This is a genomic window from Paenisporosarcina sp. HGH0030 (assembly GCF_000411295.1).
Lineage (GTDB): Bacteria > Bacillota > Bacilli > Bacillales_A > Planococcaceae > Paenisporosarcina.
Window position 1 is genome coordinate 544880 of the sequence record NZ_KE150421.1, and the last position, 21844, is coordinate 566723.

At 38.7% G+C, this 21844-nt stretch carries 14 protein-coding genes and 1 pseudogene; 13 read left to right on the top strand and 2 right to left on the bottom strand.

Features of this window, described 5'->3' with window-relative positions; all coding sequences use genetic code 11:
* Positions 1-369 precede the first annotated feature (369 nt).
* From HMPREF1210_RS02685 to HMPREF1210_RS02725, 8 genes and pseudogenes are all read left to right on the top strand, one after another.
* Positions 370-4092: a S8 family serine peptidase gene (locus tag HMPREF1210_RS02685; RefSeq protein ID WP_016427066.1), complete on the top strand. Its 3723-nt coding sequence runs from the start codon at positions 370-372 to the stop codon at positions 4090-4092.
* A gap of 694 nt (positions 4093-4786) precedes the next feature.
* Entirely contained in the window at positions 4787-5185 is a 399-nt protein-coding gene (locus HMPREF1210_RS02695) for a DUF1259 domain-containing protein (RefSeq protein WP_016427067.1), read from the top strand.
* Between the two features lie 670 nt (positions 5186-5855).
* Entirely contained in the window at positions 5856-6161 is a 306-nt protein-coding gene (locus tag HMPREF1210_RS02700; RefSeq protein ID WP_304412218.1) for a DUF2975 domain-containing protein, read from the top strand.
* A 269-nt stretch (positions 6162-6430) separates the two neighbouring features.
* Positions 6431-7201, top strand: a complete 771-nt coding sequence (locus HMPREF1210_RS02705) for a DUF817 domain-containing protein (RefSeq protein WP_016427069.1) — start codon at positions 6431-6433, stop codon at positions 7199-7201.
* A 761-nt stretch (positions 7202-7962) separates the two neighbouring features.
* Positions 7963-8325, top strand: a complete 363-nt coding sequence (locus tag HMPREF1210_RS02710; protein ID WP_016427070.1) for a YrdB family protein — start codon at positions 7963-7965, stop codon at positions 8323-8325.
* Between the two features lie 607 nt (positions 8326-8932).
* Positions 8933-9178 (top strand): annotated as a pseudogene (locus HMPREF1210_RS02715) (MarR family winged helix-turn-helix transcriptional regulator); the annotation flags it as partial.
* A 124-nt stretch (positions 9179-9302) separates the two neighbouring features.
* On the top strand, positions 9303-10286 hold the full coding sequence (locus tag HMPREF1210_RS02720) for a ring-cleaving dioxygenase (protein ID WP_016427072.1): 984 nt from the start codon (positions 9303-9305) through the stop codon (positions 10284-10286).
* A 19-nt stretch (positions 10287-10305) separates the two neighbouring features.
* Positions 10306-10902 (top strand): NADPH-dependent FMN reductase, encoded by a 597-nt coding sequence (locus HMPREF1210_RS02725; protein WP_016427073.1) that lies wholly within the window; start codon positions 10306-10308, stop codon positions 10900-10902.
* Between the two features lie 360 nt (positions 10903-11262).
* On the opposite strand, the gene HMPREF1210_RS02730 is transcribed toward HMPREF1210_RS02725, so the two are convergent.
* Complete coding sequence (locus HMPREF1210_RS02730; RefSeq protein WP_016427074.1) at positions 11263-12480, bottom strand: MFS transporter; 1218 nt, start codon at positions 12478-12480, stop codon at positions 11263-11265.
* A gap of 79 nt (positions 12481-12559) precedes the next feature.
* Entirely contained in the window at positions 12560-13183 is a 624-nt protein-coding gene (locus tag HMPREF1210_RS02735) for a LysE family translocator (RefSeq protein ID WP_016427075.1), read from the bottom strand.
* A gap of 633 nt (positions 13184-13816) precedes the next feature.
* On the opposite strand from HMPREF1210_RS02735, the gene HMPREF1210_RS02740 reads away from it, so the two are divergent.
* From HMPREF1210_RS02740 to HMPREF1210_RS02760, 5 genes are all read left to right on the top strand, one after another.
* Positions 13817-15067: an MFS transporter gene (locus HMPREF1210_RS02740; RefSeq protein ID WP_016427076.1), complete on the top strand. Its 1251-nt coding sequence runs from the start codon at positions 13817-13819 to the stop codon at positions 15065-15067.
* Between the two features lie 315 nt (positions 15068-15382).
* Positions 15383-15856 carry a YjdJ family protein gene (locus HMPREF1210_RS02745; protein ID WP_016427077.1) on the top strand — a complete coding sequence of 158 codons (474 nt, stop codon included), beginning with the start codon at positions 15383-15385 and terminating at the stop codon, positions 15854-15856.
* 690 nt (positions 15857-16546) lie between these two features.
* Positions 16547-17803, top strand: a complete 1257-nt coding sequence (locus HMPREF1210_RS02750; protein ID WP_016427078.1) for a hypothetical protein — start codon at positions 16547-16549, stop codon at positions 17801-17803.
* Positions 17804-17987: 184 nt separating this feature from the next.
* Positions 17988-19742, top strand: a complete 1755-nt coding sequence (locus HMPREF1210_RS02755; RefSeq protein WP_016427079.1) for an ABC transporter transmembrane domain-containing protein — start codon at positions 17988-17990, stop codon at positions 19740-19742.
* Complete coding sequence (locus HMPREF1210_RS02760) at positions 19742-21520, top strand: ABC transporter ATP-binding protein (RefSeq protein WP_016427080.1); 1779 nt, start codon at positions 19742-19744, stop codon at positions 21518-21520. Before HMPREF1210_RS02755 ends, HMPREF1210_RS02760 begins: the two co-directional genes overlap by 1 nt.
* Positions 21521-21844: the final 324 nt, after the last annotated feature.

A 21844-nucleotide genomic window follows, 5' to 3' on the forward strand; every position in this document is an offset into this window, starting at 1 on the left:
ATAGTCAAAAGACCCTGTAAAAAAACCCCTTTTATAGTAGTTCGGATATAGACGTCAACTTTTTTAAAAAATAAAAGCTGTTTTTGATAAAATTATTAGTCCTAAAACCCTCTTAAATAACCCCCATCGACTGCTTAAATCAAGAGGTATAGAATTCTATTAAATTCAGTGCCTATTAAATATCAACTGATCCTTCATCTAGAACAACATACTCCTGTTCAGAATCTTTAATTGGCCAAAGGAGGTTTTTTCTTTCCACATACTAGCAAACTATTAACTCCCGTATTTGTTTTAACAGTGAGTTCCCTACATCAAGACAGATCTTACTAGATGCATTTGTTTTATAAATTGCTTTTTTAGGAGGAAAATATGTTGAAAAAAAAGAACATGAAGACAGTTATAGCAACCTCTTTATCTACAGTTATGCTTGCCTCAACCTTTTATAACGTTAAAGCAATTGATAAAACATCGCTTGAAAAGACACTTGAAACCTCTTCTATTGTAAACAGTATCAATGGCGCAGATGAAAAAAAGATCACGCTTATTACAGGTGATGTCGTGACCATTAAGAAGATTGAAGGCGGTAAAAGCGTAATTAACGTGGAACCTGTTGATCGGAATGGTGCAGGTGCTCAGATTCTAAATATTGGTGAAGATACGTATGTTATTCCAGGGTCAGCTATGCCTTACCTCGCTGCTGATAAGTTAGATAAGGATTTGTTTAATGTAACGGAATTGATCGAAAATGGCTATGATGACAAAACGCTTTCGTCTCTACCCGTTATCTTAGAATATACAGAAAAAAAAGGCAAAGCCGTTCAAGTAAAAGCTGAACCAAAAGGAGCTAAAATAGCTCGCGTGTTAGAGAGTATTAACGCTGTTGCCCTCTCTGCTACCAAAAATGAAGCGGATACGTTCTGGGAAGATATCACACCTGAGGGTAAATCAAACGCGGCTTTATTTGAGCAAGGTATTGAAAAAATCTGGCTGGATGGAAAAGTGGAAGCCACTTTAGACAACAGCGTACCTCAGATTGGTGCCCCAACGGCTTGGGAATCTGGTTTTACAGGTAAAGGTGTTAAGGTGGCGGTACTCGATTCAGGTATCGATCCTAATCATCCTGATCTGGCAAGTCAGATAGACGAGGCGAAAAGCTTTGTACCCGGTGAAACGGTGAATGATGCTCATGGACACGGCACACACGTTGCTTCAACGGTACTGGGAACAGGTGCGGCATCTGGAGGGAAGAACAAAGGGGTTGCTCCTGAAGCTCGGTTGCTCGTTGGTAAAGTATTAAACGACTCAGGAAGCGGTTTGGATTCTTGGATTATTGACGGTATGGAATGGGCTTCAGACAACGCCAAGATTGTAAGCATGAGTTTGGGAAGCAGCGAGCCAAGTGACGGAACAGATCCTATGGCTCAAGCGGTAAACAGTCTAAGCAAAGACAAAGGGACACTCTTTGTCATAGCTGCCGGAAACTCAGGTTATGAAGGGGCCATCGGTTCACCAGGAGCTGCAGATGCTGCATTAACAATCGGTGCCGTTGATAAGTCAGACAACATTGCTTATTTCACTTCCAAAGGGCCTCGTTATGGAGACATGGGATTGAAACCTGACCTGTCTGCACCGGGTGTTGACATCGTTGCAGCTCGATCTGGTCTTTCATCAGGAAGCGGATCTTACAAAAGCATGAGTGGTACATCCATGGCAACTCCACATGTGGCGGGTGCTGCTGCAATCCTTCTGCAGAAGAACCCTGAGTGGAATGGAACTCAACTAAAAGAAGCGTTGATGAGTACGTCAAAAAAATTAGATTACTCGCCTTATCATATCGGATCGGGTCGATTGGATGTACCAGCAGCTGCATTCAGCACAGTGAGAGCAACTGGTTCTATATCATTTGGATTTTTCAAATGGCCACATGATAATGCTCAGCCTGTACAGAAAACGGTCACGTATACAAACGACAGTGACTCCGCTTTAACCTTAAATCTTCAAGCAGATTTTAAGAATACAAAAGATGATGCCGCACCAAATGGTATGTTAACCGTTTCTGAGAGTGAAATTACTATCCCGGCAAAAGGTACGAAAGACGTAACGGTAACGTTGAACCCGACACTTGGTGAATTAGGCTCTCGTTATGAAGGACACCTGACAGCAACAGATGCCGATGGCAAACAAGTGGCTCATACTTCAATGGGTATGGTAAAGGAAGAGGAAAAGTATCCGTTAACGTTTAACGCTACTGACCGTAACGGGAACCCTACCCTTACGTATGTTGGACTCGTTAACAAAAACATGGATCCTGAATTTGTTGCTGTAAACGGAACAACAGAAGTTCGTTTACCCGCTGGAACCTATTCAGCTATGTCTATGATGGAAGTAGATACTGAAACAGATCACCAAGGTGTGGCATTGGTTGGTACACCAGAGATTAAATTAGACGGTCCTCAAACAGTAGAACTTGATGCTCGACAAGCAAAAGAAATTTCAGCAGAAGTGCCGAAGAATACAGAACCAAGCTATCAGCGCATGGAATACTACCGTTCTCTTGATGGCAAAACAATGAATCACATTTATTTAATGCCTGTGTGGAACGATAAAATGTATGCTGTCCCAACAAAGGAAGTTAAGACAGGAGACTTCGAATTTTTGACTCGCTGGCGTTTAATAAAACCTTCCCTTGAGATCAATTTTAAAGGAAAAGTGTTGGATGATATTCCGTTGGCTGGAAGTACACGTCTTGATGGAAAATATAACTTATCAACCGTTTATGCAGGAAAAGGAACAGCAGTTGACTATGAGCGTCTGAAAGCAAAAGGCAAAGCGGTTGTCGTCGATCGCAACACGGAAGTTACGCCATCTGAGCAGGCCGTTGCGGCATATGCAGCGGGTGCAAAGCTGTTGATTATCGTAAACAATGAAGATAAGGAATTCAATGTGTTTGTAGGAAATCCAGATTATACAGATATTCCTCTTGCCGTGGCTGGAATCAGTAAAAGTGAAGGCGATAAAGTGATTTCAGCAGCACGTTCCGGTGACCTGAAATTGTTTGTTGAAGGTGAAGTAAATACTCCTTATGTCTATGATTTAATGGATGTGCATCAAGACCAGATTCCAAAGAATTTAAAATATGCACCATCTAACAATGAACTAGTCGAGATTGATACGCGTTACAAATCAGACCGTGAAGCACCTGGCGGAGAGTTCCGTTATGATCTGCGTCCGTACACAAGAGGAGCTGTTGGGTTTTTATACAAATTACAGTTGCCATCTGTTCGAACAGAGTGGGTTTCAGCAGTGAAAGATACACTCTGGTATCACCATACAGAAGTATTAGACAGTCCTTGGGAAGTTCGCCAGCCTGCTGTTACCTATGAAAAAGGTCAAAAGCTTCAAGAAGACTGGTTCTCACCAGTAGCTCGTCCTCGTTTGGGAGTTGGTTATTGGACACCTAACCGCCAAGGGAACTATTTACAATTTAATATTCCTGCTTGGGCAGATTCAGGGAATGGCTCTACAGGCGGTATCGGTTATGATGATTCCGTGAAAAATCAAACTCTTAAATTGTTCCAAGGAGATACCCTTCTTAGCGAAAGAAAAGGACAGGCTTTATATTTATTTAATCCAGTCCCAGAAGAAAAAACACAATACCGGTTAGTAAGTGATGCAAAGCGTGATCCGAATCGCTGGACAACATCTTTAAGTACTCATACGGAATGGACATTCTGGTCTGGAAAAGGTGAGGATTTCCAAACGTCGCTTCCGTTCTATTCTCTTGACTACAAAGTTGCAACAGATATGAACGGCAATGCATTAGCTGCACCATCCACTGCAATCGAACTTTCTGTTGCAAAACTTGATGATGTAGCGGGTTACGGTAAATTAGAGGGAGCTACATTAGAGGTTTCCTTTAATGAAGGAGAGTCATGGAAAAAAGTAAAACTTGAGCGTACAGCGGATGATCGTTGGACAGCTAAGATTAACAATCCTACGACAAACAAATATGTTTCCCTCCGTGCAACCGCTTGGGATGACCAAGGAATCAAAATTTCTCAGGAAATTATTAAGGCTTATGGTTTGAGATAACATCAATTAGATTAATAGCATACCCCTCACTAGCTGAGGGGTATGCTATTTTTAGTCCCACAATAATTATTGAAGGTAGATGCTGTAAAAACCTGCACTGAAAATCTATGGTATGACTTGTTGATTGAATGGATCCGTGACGAAAAGCTGACTGACGTTTTTCATACAGACATAACCATCAAAGCATAGCGAGCAAACAAAAGCGGCTTACTAATTACGAGTTCGCCGTTTTTGTTTTTTACCTTATTCAACTAAAGCACCCGTTAGTTTAATAAGGTTTCAACGGTATTAATCTTCAAGTAAATCTTTTTTCTCTTCTTTTGTTATTTATTCACAAAGAATTTCATTGCAAGCATTATAAATACGTTGGTCAAGAAGTCTGTTCATTACAAATTTTTTAGGAGGAAAAGAATTGAATCGTCGTGTGAATGGGAAAATGATTTTCCCTTAGAAGAAGCTATGAAGAGTGATATTCAAGGCCAACAAAGTCAAAGTGATCTAGAAAAACAAGTGGCAGAAATACAAAAACAAGTTGATTATTTAACCACTCAGATGAAGAAAAATAATTCTTGAATTACAGAAATCGATTTGAGGAATTGTTTGTAATTACTTTACTGTTCAATTTTCCACCTAAGACAATTAACCAAGTTACTGGCACGAACATAAACTGAATAAAATATTAAGGATGTGTCTAATGGAAACTTTCAACACTCTTTGTCAACAGTTCGGCCAAATTCTTAACGGAAAACCAGATATCGAAAATGGTATTTGCTCCGTAGAAATTAATCGTGATATTCCAGTCACAATTCAAGGACGTCCAGTTCGAGGAAACATTGAGACTGAAATCATGTTTGAAGATTTAGATCAATACGGGTACGCTCTTAATCGCGGAGTAACAGTTATTCTTGAAAAAGAAGTCCCTTATTTTGTTAACACACTTGTGAAAAATGGAATAATTATCAGTGCATTGCATAACAATTGGCTTTATACGAAACCCAACATCCTTTATATTAATTTTCAATCTGTAGAACCACCATTAACTTTTGCTCATAAAGTTGCAGAAGCGCTAAGGACTCTAAGGGGAAGTAGATAAAATACTTTAATTAACGCACCACGGTCTCCTGTGATTTTACTTTGTATAATAGGTCTTCTATGACAAACAACCCTGTTTTTCTTATTAAACGATTATCGACTTAGGGGATAAGTAAATGCTAGGAGAAAAAGTAATACAAACGATTACATCTGGACATGTTGGTCAAGAAGCAGATAAGTGAACTTTCTATTTTCAAACTCTATTCCATTAAAGAATATCTTAAGACTGAGTCATTGAAATGTGAAATAAAGTCGATAATTACTGGTATAACAAAAAGAATTAAGTTCAGGTTGGGTGCTTAAAGGTTCAGAGTAATAAAATGAATAGTTTAAAGTTATAAAGCATTTCCATGTAATGAGGAATGCTTTTTATTTTGTCGAAAATTAATAGGATTATTCAGAAACAATAATAATGTAATTGAAAACAATATTTTTTTATTTTAAAACGATAAATCGTGTGGTAAAGTCAAATTGACAAAAATAAAATAAGTGAGGCGCTTTTTTATGAAACGTAAACAAGGATCAATAATTTACTTAAAGTTAGATTTTTCTTATTGGAATTACAGTGCTTGCTTTGTATATTTTGGTTGCCTTGGATAGCCAGTAGAGATGCAGAAGCGAATCCAGAGACTGCTTAATTGCAATATCCTTTTTTAGTGTGTGGGTATGTATTGTCTATTCCATTTTTTGTTGCGTTGTATCAAGCATTTAAACTATTAACCTACATAGTTAGGAACAAGGCTTTCTCGGAGGTATCTGTTAACGCTTTGAGGTATATAAAGTACAGTGCAATCACAATCAGTACCTTAATTGTATTAGGAATTATATTCGTAGTTTTATTTATTGAAGGTGATGTAGCAGGTGTTATAAGCCTGGGATTAATGTGCACTTTTGCTTCAAGCGTAATTGCAACCTTTGCGGCTGTACTTCAAAAGCTTTTAAAAGGAGCTATTGATGAAAATGCTTTAACGGTATGAGTGAATAACACGGAAATTACAATTAATATTGATGTGATGCTGGCAAATTTGCCCAATAGGGGTATTAGCGTTACAGAACTTTTGTAGAGGTTTAGAGTGTCAACCCGGAGATGTTTAAGAATACCGAAATAATGAAGACACCCAAGATTATTGAAGTGGAAATATTTAACATCCGGCGGTGAACCTATGTACATACCCCTAAATCTATTTAACTACTTTACTAAGCAGGACTTACAAATATTCAGTAAAAACCTTAGGAGGCACAAATCATGAGAGCACTAAAAAAACTCGTTCGTTTTGGTTGGGAGCAGGCTTTATCATGTTTGTTTCCTGTCGTTATTTTTGCCTCTTTGGCTTTTACACAGATCATGCCACTTCCATTTCTACCACGGTATGACTGGCTACTCATCATCTGCCTTCTGATGCAGTGGTGGATGATACGTTCTGGGCTTGAAACACGGGATGAACTAAAGGTTATCACATTGTTCCACCTTATTGGACTTGCTCTTGAAATTTTCAAGGTACATATGGGCTCTTGGTCTTATCCAGAGGAAGGATATTTCAAAATTTTTGGAGTGCCTCTCTATAGCGGATTCATGTACGCAAGTGTAGCGAGTTATCTTTGCCAGGCGTGGAGGAGATTTAATGTTGAACTAGTAAAGTGGCCACCGTTTCTGGTAGTTGTACCTCTTGCAGCTGCGATTTATTTGAATTTTTTCACCCACCATTATTGGATTGACGTTCGTTGGTGGTTATCTGGACTCGTAATTATCGTCTTTTGGCAATCATGGGTCACTTACGTGGTTGATGGAACTCGTTACCGTATGCCACTCGCACTTTCTTTTGTGCTCATCGGATTTTTTATCTGGATAGCCGAAAATATCGCAACATTCTTTGGAGCTTGGGAGTATCCAAACCAAACCGATGCATGGAGTCTCGTTCACCTAGGAAAGGTGAGTTCATGGCTCCTATTAGTGATTGTTAGCTTCCTTATAGTAGCGACGTTAAAGCGGGTTAAGGGGAAAATTCCACTAGAATAGATACTAGACAATTTTTATTACTGTTCAGATCGCTTTTATAAAAAAGTCGGATAGTAAGGAATTCGACATTTTTAGGTTGAAGTACTCCTAGCGTACAAAATTCTGAATAAGATAAACTGGAAAAAGCAACGTTCGAATTGTTGCTTTTTTCTTTTTAAATAGCTTTTGATTTAACAATACTCCCGGAATGCATTTATTAGGGGTTCTTGTGAAAATATTCACTTAAACTTTAGATAGCTTAGTTGTAGATCAGTGGGCTGATAAGTCAGCTGTTACTGTTAATTAAAATAACAGGGCAGGTTAGAAATGTAGGGTTAAGTTCGATGTAACTCCATTATTATATAGGATTAATTCAGCGTAAACGTCCATTAATAATAATTTCAGAAAAATCCAAAGACAAACTCAGTAATTTTGAGTGAAATGAACCAAATCATACTCCGATATTCTGGAATAGCGTACCAGTACAAGTTCAGGTAGGTTTTATTAACGGATTCTGTTGATTTAAAATAAAGTTTGATAATTTGTAAAAAAGTTTGATAAAACCCTGTATTAATATGGGGCTTTCTTTTGACCTTTAAACTCCAGCAGTATTGTTCAATTAAAGGGCCATTTTCTGGAATAAAGCGATTGCTAAAATCACGGAATTTTGAAATAATTGTTATTAAGTTAAAGGGCAGGATTTTAGAATATGGCCGAAACATATTGTATATAAAAAAATTAACATTAGTTTCTTAATTCTTTTTATTAGGAGGAAGAGTCGGATGGAAATAAAATGGATAGGTGTTAGCGTCCTCACCGGATTCTTTCTACTGGAGCTTGGTGCAATGGCTGCGTTCAGTTACTGGGGTTATCATATCAAGACAGGGGTAGCGGTCAAAATTATACTCGCGGTTGCCACGCCACTAGTCATAGCCACTCTATGGGGTATGTTTCTCTCCCCGAAGGCGTCGCTCCCCATCTTCTCCTTTCCCATACGAACTACGCTTAAGCTGGTTGTGTTCATTGTTGCTTCCGCAGCTTTGTACGCAAGTGGGCAAAGCGCGCTCGCGGTTACTTTTCTGACGGTGTCCCTTCTTATCGTGGCAGCAGTCTTTATCTTGAAGCTTCATAAAGTAGATATGTGAAGTGGATTAGTCTAAAACCGAACTTCAATAATCGGGCGTGATTGTTGAGCAACACAGGTAGAAACTGATCAAGCTTTTTTATAAAAATCGTTCCCGTGAAATATTTAAAGAGCCTGTTTTGATCAATCTTTTTTTCAAAAACAGGCTCTTTTATATTGGGGAAATCAACTTAATAAGACGAATTTTTTGATTAAACTTTTTTATAAACCAACAGATTCCAAACCCCAAAGCTGCCAAGACTTATTCTTCACCTCTACTATATAAAAGTAGTGCAAACCAATGCCTTGGTTTGAATTATGGAGGCATTACAACTGATAGAAGAACAATTCTCGCGGCCGCCAGTTAATGATTATGGAATTGGCATCAAGATCAAGATAAGTGAATTACAATATTTTTTTAAAGTCCAGGCACTTTGCAGTTTTTTTTTAGATTCCTGTTTTTCCAATGCTTGTAAAAACCATTTCGTCGTTCCTGTTAAAATGGATACGATCCCTTGGAAATCGAACAAAAGTGATGCATTAATTCTAAAATCATGCTATATTTAGTTTGAATTAAAGATATTTGAATTAAGGATATTGTCATTGAAGATAGTTAAGTGGTGATACTATTGGTTTTAACTCAAAAAAAGTTGCTTCCTGTTTCTATTATTCTTCGTGCAGCCCAATCGATTCAGGAAGTGATCAGAAAAGATGCAGCAAGATTTGACTTGAATCCAACAGAGTTTGCTGTATTAGAATTACTCTATTATAAAGGCGATCAACCAATTCAATTGATTGGCAAAAAGGTTCTCATTTCAAGTAGTAGTATTACTTATGAGGTAGATAAGCTTGAACAGAAGAAGTTTGTTGTTCGTTGAGCATGTCCAAAATGATTGAACTACTTAATCAATTAAGTAATCAAGCAAAGAAACTATAATTTTTTTATTAATTATCTCGAATTCGAGAATTGTTAATTTGATATAAAAAGGAGGAACCATAATGAATCAATTAAAAGGAATTCACCATGTAACAGCGATTACAAGTAGTGCAGAGAAAAACTATGAATTTTTCACATATGTATTAGGAATGCGTCTAGTAAAAAAAACAGTAAATCAAGATGATATTCAAACGTATCATTTATTCTTTGCAGACGATAAAGGTTCTGCCGGTACAGATATGACGTTCTTTGATTTTCCAGGTATTCAAAAAGGAACACACGGAACGAACGAGATTTATAAAACGGCTTTTCGTGTACCGACCGATGCGGCACTTGATTATTGGGTGAAACGTTTTGATAAGTACAAAGTAAAACATACAGGCATTAAAGCAGTATTTGATAAGAAAACAATTTCATTTGTTGACTTTGATGATCAACAATATATGTTAATTTCAGATGAATTCAATGAAGGTGTTTCATCAGGGACACCTTGGCAGAACGGTCCGGTACCACTTGAATTTGCAATTACAGGTTTAGGACCTATTCATGTTCGTATCGCTCAGTATGATTATTATAAAGAAGTATTGGAAAAAGTAATGCTAATGAGTGAAATCGCAGAAGAGGGTTCTATGCATTTATTTGAAATGGGCGAAGGTGGAAATGGTGCACAAGTGATTGTGGAGCACAATACGATTTTTCCAGCAGGCCGACAAGGATTCGGTACAGTGCATCATGCAGCCTTCCGCGTGGAAGATACAAAGGTATTATATGAGTGGATCGAACGTTTGAAAGAATATGGTTTAGGTACGTCAGGGTATGTTGATCGATTCTTTTTTGAATCACTATATGCACGCGTAGCACCTGGAATCCTTTTTGAATGGGCAACAGATGGTCCTGGATTTATGGGGGACGAGCCTTACGAAACAGTAGGGGAAATATTATCGTTACCACCATTTCTTGAAGGAAAAAGAGAACAAATTGAGGCATCAGTACGACCAATCAACACGGTTCGAAGCACACTTGAAATTGAAAAAGAGTATTTGTAAGGAGGTGAAATAACAAAAAATGGGCTTTTTAACTAAATTATTTGGAGCACAAAAAATGGAGGGAAAAACAATGACAAAATTAAATATAGGTATTATTTTAGGATCAACACGTGAGGGGCGCGTAAGTCCACAAGTAGGATCATGGGTAAAAGAATTAGCAGATAAACGTGGTGACGCAAATTACACAATTATTGATATCGCGGAATATAAACTACCACTTTTAGGTGAAGCGGGCGGCGATGCATCAGGTGCAGGGGCATGGTCAGAAATCATTGCAAAACAAGACGGATTCATATTCATTGTACAAGAATACAATCACTCTATTACAGGCGCACTAAAAAATGCATTAGATTACCTACGTGATGAGTGGAATAATAAAGCAGCTGGTATTGTATCATATGGTTCTGTAGGTGGGGCTCGTGCAACAGAACATTTACGCGGGATTTTAAGTGAATTACTAGTAGCGCATGTTCGTGTACACCCAGCTCTATCACTATTTACAGACTTCGAAAACGGAACAGTATTCAAACCAGCTGAAGTTCAAGCGGCTTCAGTAAACCAAATGTTAGATCAAGTTATCCCTTGGACAACTGCATTAAACACAATACGCAAGTAATTTTCAAAGATGTAAATCATAACAAAAACCCAAAATGTACATGTTATCATGTACATTTTGGGTTTTATTGAAGTTGAATAAATTCTGAGCAAAATGATATCAAGCTGATTGAAGGTTTTGCTCAGAAATTATAGAGAAAATATTATTTACCGATTTTATAAAGAATATGAGGAAAACATGATGGACAAAATAGCTGGATAGTTAATGGCATCTAGCGCTTGCTTATCTAATGCTGGTCGGCAATTATATGCACTTAATGTAATAATTTTTCTACACCTTGTGCAAACTTACAAGTACTTTAATTTAACAATAGGCCATAGCAGTTAAGAATAACTGGTATCGTCTCCTTTTGATAAGCATTTAGTTCTCTATTTCTTTCACATCGATGAACTTAAATACAAGAAAAGTCAAAATAACACCTAGTGCACCTGCCGTCAAATAACTAACATTGAGATAATTGTTCATGACCAGCGCCATGATTGGTGGTCCAGCTGCCACGCCAATGAAACGAGCAGAACTGTAGAAAGATGAGACGGTACCGCGTTCTTCTTTATCAATATTCTCCGTTATGAGTGCGTCAAGAACAGGTAGCATGGCACCTATGGCAATTCCGACAAGGCTGGTAATAGTGAGCAAGACCCAAAGTCGGTCGGCCCATATTCCAACCATACTCACGCTCACAGATAAAGCAATTAGACAGACTAGCATCATTTTTTTCATCTTGTATAGATTGCCTTTGATCTTGCGGCCCGTAATGAAAGAAGCGATACACAACATTAATAGAGGAATGGCCAGAACGTAGCCTTTCTTAATTCCTTTCAATTCGTATTCTTTCTCCAGAATTTCCGATAGAAAGAAAAGTGTGCCGAATAAAATGAGCATAACAAAAATACCACTGAGAAAGACGGCTGATAGCCACTTTCCTTCCTCTTGGAATGTCTGCTTACTGTTGCTTAGGAACTCCTTGAATTTCTTTGGCTCCTCTTTTTCATGGGGTACTTTGATAAAGAAAAAAATAAGAACTATTGAAATAAGACTGAAAAAGGAAATGGAGAAGAATGGAAGGAACCATAAGAAAGAAGCGAAAGTAGCTCCTAATATTGGACTAATCACTTTTCCGAACGTATTCGAAGTTTCGATGATGCCAAGACATGAACTAGTTTTTTCATCATCGTCTTTATACAAATCCCCAACGAGTGGGAGGATGATCGGGAAGGCACCAGAGGCACCGATTCCCTGCAAAATTCTCCCGATGATAATCCAGGCGAAGGGGTTATCCAGTTTCCAGGAGGCGAAACCGGCAATTAATCCACCAATTAGGGCTAAAATCAAACTAGGCAATATGACAATTTTACGGCCAAATCGATCGGATAGATAGCCTGCAATTGGGATGAGGAAAATGGCTGCTATTGAGTAACTTGTGATAATCATGCTCGACTGAAACGAAGAAATACCCACCGTTTTTTCCAAAATGGGAAGAACGGGAATTAGCATTGAATTTCCTAATGTCATTACAAGTGGAATTGAAGCCATACTGACAATGCACCATGTACTGACTTTTTTTTCACTGTTTTCCATACATACACCTCAGAAAATTTCATATAGAGGAACGTATTTAGGGTCTCCAAGACGTACATTTTTATGCGGGTGCGATTTGCTAGAAAAGTGAATGATAGGCTTGGACGCCGAAATAAACGCCGAAGCAAATCATGGAAAGGGAGGATATCATGGAAATGCCTGTCAGGATGTTATTCGAAAGCACTTTGCTGGCGCTACTGGACAATAAGGACATAGTTAAATCCACCATCATAATTCCCAATAATATGGCTCCACTGCAAATGAAGATTTCATATCCTGCCAATGGTTCAGAAGACCCTACAAGGAGGGAACCATAAATACCTAACCAAAAAAGGACCGTCAAAGGGTTTAGAAACGCCATGAATAAGCCGGCTATGTATGTATGTCGAATTCGATTTGTCTTGGTCATTGTTTTTGCTTTAGTTTTGTGGAGCGCAAGCAGATTTTCAATCCCCGTATAAATGAGGACAAAGCATCCGAAAGACCAGAGCAGCGTTTGCATAAATGGTGAATCGATGAATTTAGCGATTCCGAAGTACACTAAAAGCATGTACAGGATATCGGAAGACAAGGCTCCAAGACTGAAAATCCATGCACGAAAAAAGCCTTTGTTGATGCCTGTATTTATCAGCGTAGCTTTTACTGGGCCGATAGGTGCTGCCAATGAAATTCCAAGAAATACATACGTAAAGAATGAATGCATGGAAAACCCTCCAATAAGATCATGTCTTAGCATCTTATTCAGAAGCCGTATTCTCTACAACTAATATAAAATAGTACACATAAATAATAGAATATCCCGAAAACTAAAACCGACACCACCATACCGATGATAATTCATATAATTCTAGATAAGGGCAATCACCATTTTGTATACCAATGTTTAATGATAAACAGGAACTTGTTGCTAAATCTAAAGCAGTCTTCTATCACCTTGAGTAATCTAATGAAAAATATCATTAAGCAATATAGAATTTATTGGAAATGAAAATATTTCCATCTATTTATTGAACTGGAAAAAAAGCAATGGTAAAATTAAATTTACTAAAAGTAATGGAGGTTTTCCTTTTGACAGCATCTATGAGACTTAGAATCCGAACTTTGAACCGTTAATTGCATATGGTCAAGGCTCTGCTTAAGTATGGAGTAAATGGGATTAGTCTGTCTCTTTAGGAAAACTTTATTTTTATGTTTATCAAAAAAAGAGAGGTTGAATCTACCCTCTTTTTTTGTTGTCTAAAAATAGTAATGTAACTACTCTTTTTCGATTCGAGTAAAAAGACCTTAACCATTTACTTTTCATTGTAGGAAATATACAGAAAAGGTCGTGAAGAAAATGAATATGGAATATGAAAATTGGAAAAAGAATATTATTATCTTTTTAAGTAGCCAGACGATATCACTTTTTGGTTCCTCTCTGGTTCAATATGCGATTATGTGGCATATTACACTTACTACACAATCAGGAATGATGATGACACTGTTTATTTTATGTGGATTCATCCCTACTTTTATTTTATCGCCTTTTGCCGGAGTATGGGCAGATCGATACAATCGAAAGGTACTCATCATCTTATCGGATGGATTAATTGCTGTTGCAACTCTCGTCATGGCAATTGTCTTCTTAATGGGATATGAGGCAGTTTGGCTACTTTTTGCTATGGCTGGTATTAGAGCTATAGGAGCAGGTATTCAAGGTCCAGCAGTAGGGGCTATTTTACCGCAAATTGTTCCAGAAGATAAACTGACGAAGGTAAGTGGAATTAACGGAAGTATACAGGCTATTATTATGTTCGTGTCTCCTATGGTAAGTGCGGCAATGCTGACAATGGCCACATTAGAAAGTATTTTCTTTATAGATGTGGTAACTGCAGCTATAGCAATCGTAACTTTGCTTGTATTCTTAAAAATTCAGGTACATGCAAAGGCATCCGAGGTACAAACAACAAGCTATCTTACTGATTTTAAAGCAGGTTTAACATATATTAATAACCACGCTTTTTTGAAAACGTTCTTTTTGTATTTCGCGATGTTATTTGTTTTGATGGCGCCTGCAGCATTTTTAACTCCTTTACAAGTGACTCGGAGCTTTGGTGATGATGTATGGCGGTTAACTGCAATTGAAATAGCCTTTTCGATTGGAATGATGGCAGGCGGAGGTATTATTGCTTCGTGGGGAGGCTTTTCAAATAAGGTGCATACGATGACACTTGCAAGTATTATTATGGGGGTTTGTACGATTGCATTAGGGATTATGCCAATGTTTTGGGCTTATCTACTCTTCATGGCGATATTCGGAGTGACAATGCCAGTCTTCAATACACCGACGACTGTACTGATTCAAGAGCGAGTCGAGGGTGATTACTTAGGTAGAGTATTTGGTGTATTTGGGATGATTGCTACATCTATGATGCCGATAGGAATGCTCATTTTTGGACCTATGGCAGATGTTGTGAGAGTTGAATGGATTCTATTGGGTACGGGAGTGCTTATGTTAATCCTTGGCGTGTTATTAGGAAGAAACAAAGTATTATTAAAAGCAGGTGAGCCTGTAGTTGTTCCAGAGTCATCTGATTTAACCTTATAATAAATACATTTAGAACTTGATAGCCTGGCAGAAGATATTAAATATCAAAAGAAATATGAACAGTATTGAAAAATGCATAAAAATAGTGAAAAGTAATTCAACCGAAGTGTATAATCTTTTCTTATTCAGGAACGACGAAAAATGGGATGATTGTATAATACTTAGGTTCAACTAATGGGTGCTTTACTTCAAAAAGGAGTAAAGCATTTTTTTCTTGTTCAACTACATATGGAGATTAGTTCAATATCACCTCCTCTGTAATTTTTCTAAAATGTAAATTAATGTTAATATTGAGTATATCTTGGAGGTGTAAACATGTCTTTTAAAATTATTATCCATTTATCTGTAGCATCAATGGCTTTCATCTTTTCTGCTCTAGCTTCATGGTATGAGGGAAGTAAAATATTAGATGTCTCTTGGGAATGGAAACATACAGCTATCTTTTCTGAGATGTTAAATGGTCCTGTGAAGCAAGCAAGCGATATTTTAACAATTGACTATTTTGTATATGCAGCTAAATTTTTACCTACATTTCCTTTAATTATGTTATTCAGTAGTACGTACATTCTAGTCCTTTTAGGATATATTCTACTCAAACGTAACGATAAGTTGTTTTCGTATTTCCTAATATCTATTGGCGTAATATTCTTGGTATTAAGTGGTTTTGTATCAAATTCTCCAACTATTGGTTTGAAATGTTTTTTCATAAGTTTTTTATTACTAGGGATGATTTCAATTGTTATTGCGTTAAATAGATTTATTAACAATAAGACAAGTGAAATATATTAAATTGTATTACTTATACAACTAGCTGATGCTTTAGTTAAAGATCAAGGGGCAATGAAGAAACCCTTTTCCTTATTCAACAAACTCAGCAGGTTAGTTATAAAAAGGGTTAGATTTTTGAGTCAAATATCGGGGATAAGAGGGGATTCACCTGGAAGAACTTCCATATGTAATTTTAATTTCAATTGTAACGTTTATTAGTTGGATTGATTATAGAAAGAAGGTTAAGAAAGCTGAAAGCGAAGATGAAATAAGAAAGGCATTAGTTCCCTTTCTTTTAGTAACGGTTCTATTCGTTATATCTATTTCAGTATTTCTTACCTAATTAAAAGGATGTCAACCTAATAGGAATAGCCTTACTAATTATCGTCGTTTTTTCTAGTGGTGCTGCTACACTTTGCATTCATTCATGCTACGTGATTGATTTCTGATGCGTTCGATATTTTTCGAACGCTTTTTTCTTTGAAAAATTTAGGTTTCGTGATTTTGTGCAACCTGGAGAACCGTTGTGTCTACCTGGACGAGTGTTCTGTCTACCTAGATTCCCATTCTGTCTACCTGGAGTGCCATTCCTTCAACCTGAAAGTTTCCTCATCTCAAAAATGAAAATGTTTTCCATCCATTGATTAAGAACATTCGTTCGGGGTATAATTCGTTTAAGAACATTTGTTCGTTTTAAAGGAGGAGAACATCATGTATGAACAATATCCCGATCGGAAAATCGTTTGTCTCGATATGCGGTCATTTTATGCAAGCTGTGCGGCAGCGGATGAAGGACTTGACGTGATGAAAACCCCGATTGCGATTATTGGGAATCAACAACAGAAGGGAAGCATTGTGTTAGCGGCTTCCCCACCATTAAAAAAAGAATTTGGCGTGAAGACAGGTACGCGCTTATTTGAAATACCGGATCACCCAGATATTCGGCTGATTGAACCTAAAATGGGCTTTTTCGTGCGGGTATCTATGGAAATTACCCGTTTGCTCAGTGAGTATGTGCCAAAAGAAGCGATTCATGTCTACAGCGTCGATGAAAGTTTTATTGATTTGGCAGGAACGGAGCGATTATGGGGACCTGTCGAGCAAACTATCCAGCGCATTCAGGACGATTTACTGGAGCAGTTTCAATTGCCATCTGCGATGGGCATGGGTCCGAATATGTTGATGTCGAAGCTCGCGCTTGATTTGGATGCCAAAAAAACAGGATTCGCTCGTTGGACTTATGACGATGTCCCAACGAAGTTATGGCCAGTATCTCCACTTCGTGAAATGTGGGGCATTGGACCGCGTATGGAAAAAAACTTGAATGCCATGGGGATTTTTTCAGTCGGAGATCTTGCGAAAACGAAGTTGGCGACGCTTGAAGCAAAATTCGGAGTCATGGGAAACCAACTGTACCATCACGCCTGGGGAATCGATTTATCCGACCTCGGTGCACCCCTCATAGAAGGGCAAGTCAGTTACGGAAAAGGGCAAATTCTATTTCGTGATTATCGTAAGAAGGAAGATATTCTTGCCGTTGTTCTTGAAATGACGGAAGACGTGGCAAGACGTGCGCGGGAAGCGGGGAAAGTCGGGCGTACCGTTCATCTCGGTGCCGAGTACAGTAAAGATGCCTTTGGCGGAGGGTTTCATCGTTCCCGTTCGATGGAAGAAGCCACAAACGACACAATGAAAATTTATAAAATGTGTGTGAAGTTGCTGGATGAACATTTTGATGACCGACCTGTCCGACGACTGTCCGTAACTTTGTCAAATATGGAGCCTGAGCATTCGATGCAGCTCAGCCTGTTTGAAGCGGAAAAGTGGCGAAAGCGAAAGCTAGGTTCTGCCATGGATCACATTCGCAGCAAATATGGTTCGGCCGCTTTACTGCGTGCCGTTTCCTATACAGACGCCGGAACAGCCCGAGCCCGTTCCAAGTTAATTGGGGGACATAAAGCCGAATAAAAGAAGAGGGAGATGTTACACCCTGGCCATTCTAGTATGGCCGGGGTGTGGGCGATGTGAGAAAATTCACATCGCTTATTCGAACTATTTCCCAATCCGAATAATTTCTATTTCGTATCTTCTATAAATTCCAAACATTTGCTAAACTAGTAAAGTCTGAAAAAAAGAATCGGGGGATTACTGCGTGAAAGTATTTTTAGATTTAGGGTGGTTTTTTAAAGAGAGAAAGAAACAGTATATCTTCGGCATCTTGATGCTGATGGTCGTTGCATTTTTGCAACTGCTGCCACCTAAAATAATAGGATATGTCGTCGATGAAATTAGATTGGGTACTTTAACAGGCGAAGCACTTATGAAATGGCTGCTGTTCCTGGCAGGTGCCGCTCTGGCCATGTATATCATTCGTTATTACTGGCGCACGATGATTTTTGGTTCGGCAATTTTACTTGCTCGTCAATTGCGAGAACGTTTATTCCAACATTTTACCCGCATGTCACCTAGGTTTTATCAAAAGCGCCGTGTTGGCGACTTGATGGCACATGCGACCAATGATTTATCAGCCGTTCAACAGACGGCAGGAGCGGGTGTCTTGACGCTAGTCGATTCATTGACTACAGGTGGGTTTGTTATAGCTGCGATGGCAATTACAATCAATTGGAAATTGACGCTCATTGCATTGATTCCCATGCCAATCATGGCGTATTTGACAAATTACTACGGAACAATGTTGCATAATCGTTTCCACTTTGCCCAGGAAGCCTTCTCGAATTTGAACGATAAAGCACAGGAAAGTATTTCGGGAATCAAAGTCATTAAAACATTTGGTCAGGAAAAAGAAGACATCCAAGACTTTGTAAAGTTATCGGATGACGTAGTCGAAAAGAACATACACGTAGCCAAAGTGGATTCACTATTCGATCCAACAATATCCGCAATTGTTGGTACTTCGTTTTTCCTATCAATCGTGTTCGGTGCACGATTTATCATGGCAAATGAAATGTCCATCGGGGATTTGATTGCATTTACTGCCTATCTTGGGTTACTAGTCTGGCCAATGCTAGCATTCGGTTGGTTATTCAACATTGTTGAACGAGGACGTGCTTCTTACGATCGGATTCGCGCATTGCTTGCCGAACCAATCGATATTGATGACGCGGAACATGCACTAGATGTAAAAGCGCAAGGCGACCTGGATGTTCATATCGATGAATTTAAATTCCCGGAAGATGACCGCGCTGCCTTGAAAAATGTTCACTTCACACTGAAACGTGGAGAAACGTTAGGAATTGTCGGCAAGACGGGTTCAGGGAAAACAGCTATCTTGAAATTGTTATTACGTGAATTCGAAGGATACGATGGGTGGATTACTTACGGTGGCCATTCCATCAATGCCTACAAAAAAGAACGACTGCGTTCAGCAATTGGTTATGTACCGCAAGATCATTTCTTGTTTTCAACGACGGTTGCTGGAAATATTGCCTTTGCGAATACAAGTGCTCCAATAGAAGAAGTGTATGAAGCGGCTCAGCTCGCACACATTCATGAAGACATACTGAAATTCACGAATAGTTATGAAACCATTGTCGGCGAACGAGGCGTGTCGTTATCTGGTGGACAAAAGCAACGGATTTCGATTGCCCGTGCATTGATGATGAAGCCGGAGTTGTTAATCTTGGACGATTCGCTATCTGCAGTTGATGCGCGAACAGAAGAAGCAATCCTTGAGTCGTTAAAAGCATCCCGACTGGATGAAACGACCATTATTACCGCACATCGATTGAGCGCGATTCAACATGCACATCAAATCATCGTGCTTCATGAAGGAACAATTGTTGAAAAAGGTTCCCATGAAGACCTCATGGACCAAAAAGGACGTTACTACGAAATGTATCAGTTACAACAATTAGAAGCACTTGTCGAAATGGGGGGTGAGGTGTAATGGAAGAACAGCCAAAGCTAACAGGAAAAGATCAAGGCATCATCTTAAGAAGGCTCATTTCCTATTTGAAGCCACATAAAAAGGTCATTACATTTGCGTTATTCCTACTTGGCCTTACCGTAGTCGGGGACGTTGTTGGACCTATTTTGATTAAAACGTTCATAGATGATTATTTGACCGTTCAAAACTTTCCGACAGGACCGTTAGTCGGACTGGCGAGTGCGTACTTATTCATTCAAATCTCCAATGTTTTCATCAGTTATTTCCAGCTGCTGAAATTCCAGGAGATAGCACTGAAAATCATTCAGCAAATGCGAATTGATGTTTTTACGAAAGTACAAAACCTCGGAATGCGTTATTTTGATAAAACGCCTGCCGGAAGCATTGTGTCTCGCGTAACGAATGATACGGAAGCCATTAAAGATATGTTTGTCAGTGTCTTGGTCGGGTTCTTGCAAAGTGGTTTCTTAGTGGTCGGAGTATACATCGCGATGTTCATTCTGAATGTTAAACTGGCCCTCGTTACATTATTGCTATTGCCGATATTATTTATGATTATAAAAACGTACCGTCGTTACAGCTCGGTGTTTTACCAAGATTTGCGTGAGCGATTGAGTCAATTAAATGCAAAACTGGCTGAATCCTTGCAAGGCATGTCCATGATTCAAGCATTCCGACAAGAACCGAGATTGAAAGATGAATTCAATGACATCAATGAACAGCACTGGAAAGCAGGCAAGCGTAATATCAAAATGGATAGTCTGTTGCTGCGTCCCGCGATTGATTTGGTGTATGCACTTGCGCTGATTATGTTGCTAAGCTATTTCGGGGTAACTTCATTCAGCAATACGATCGAAGTTGGTGTGATTTACGCCTTCGTGACATATATTGACCGATTCTTTGAACCGATTAATCAAGTTATGCAACGTTTATCGATTTTCCAACAAGCCATTGTAGCGGCTTCCCGTGTTTTCAAGCTACTCGATGAAAAGGAACTTGTGCCAAGTCAGGCGAACACAAATGCACGGATTGATGCTGGGAAAATTGAATTCAAAAATGTAACATTCTCTTACGATGGACAAACAGATGTATTGAAAAACATTTCCTTCACCGCGAATCCTGGGGAAACGGTAGCGCTTGTCGGCCATACCGGAAGTGGGAAAAGTTCCATCATCAATTTATTGATGCGTTTTTATGAGTTTGAACAAGGTGATATTTTGATAGATGGACAATCTGTAAAAGATTTCAAAGCTCAGGAATTACGGGATAAAATGGGACTTGTGCTACAAGATCCGTTCTTGTTCTTCGGGGATATTGAAAGCAACATTCGTTTGCACAAGCAAAGTATGACGGATGACGAAGTGCGTGCTGCTGCAGAGTTTGTTCAAGCTGACGGCTTCATCAATCTGTTGCCAGAAGGCTATAAGCAAAAAGTAACCGAGCGAGGCTCAACCTTCTCAAGTGGTCAGCGTCAACTTGTCGCATTCGCCCGTACGATGGCAACAGATCCGAAGATTTTGGTGCTGGATGAAGCAACAGCAAACATCGATACGGAAACAGAAGTGGCAATTCAATCAAGTCTTGAAAAAATGCGACAAGGACGAACAACGATTGCCATTGCCCACCGTTTGAGTACGATTCAAGATGCAGAGCTGATTTTAGTCCTTCATCAAGGCGAGGTTGTTGAACAGGGCAATCATCAACAGTTGCTTGCAAAAAAAGGCTTGTATCACAAAATGTACCTGTTGCAGAACGGCATAGTGGAAGAAGCAGTATAAAACCCATAGCTAATCAAAATGTCTATCAAATTGTAAGTAGATTTGATAGACATTTTTATATAGCAAATAATGTACAAAGGTTTGTTAAATGGAAAAATATTGTATTAATTTAAAGGGGAATCAAGGGTTCGTGTCTAATATAGAATTACTGGAAACAGTAAAGTTGTAGACAACCTCTATATGTATATCGAAATGTTGAAGTAGTACTCAAAAGGCTTTACTTTCTTAGAAAGAAAAGCCTTTTTTCTTATTGAACTAAAGCAGCAGTTTAATTAAAAAATGAAACATTTCTGAAATCTAATCGTACTAAAATAATGTAATAGG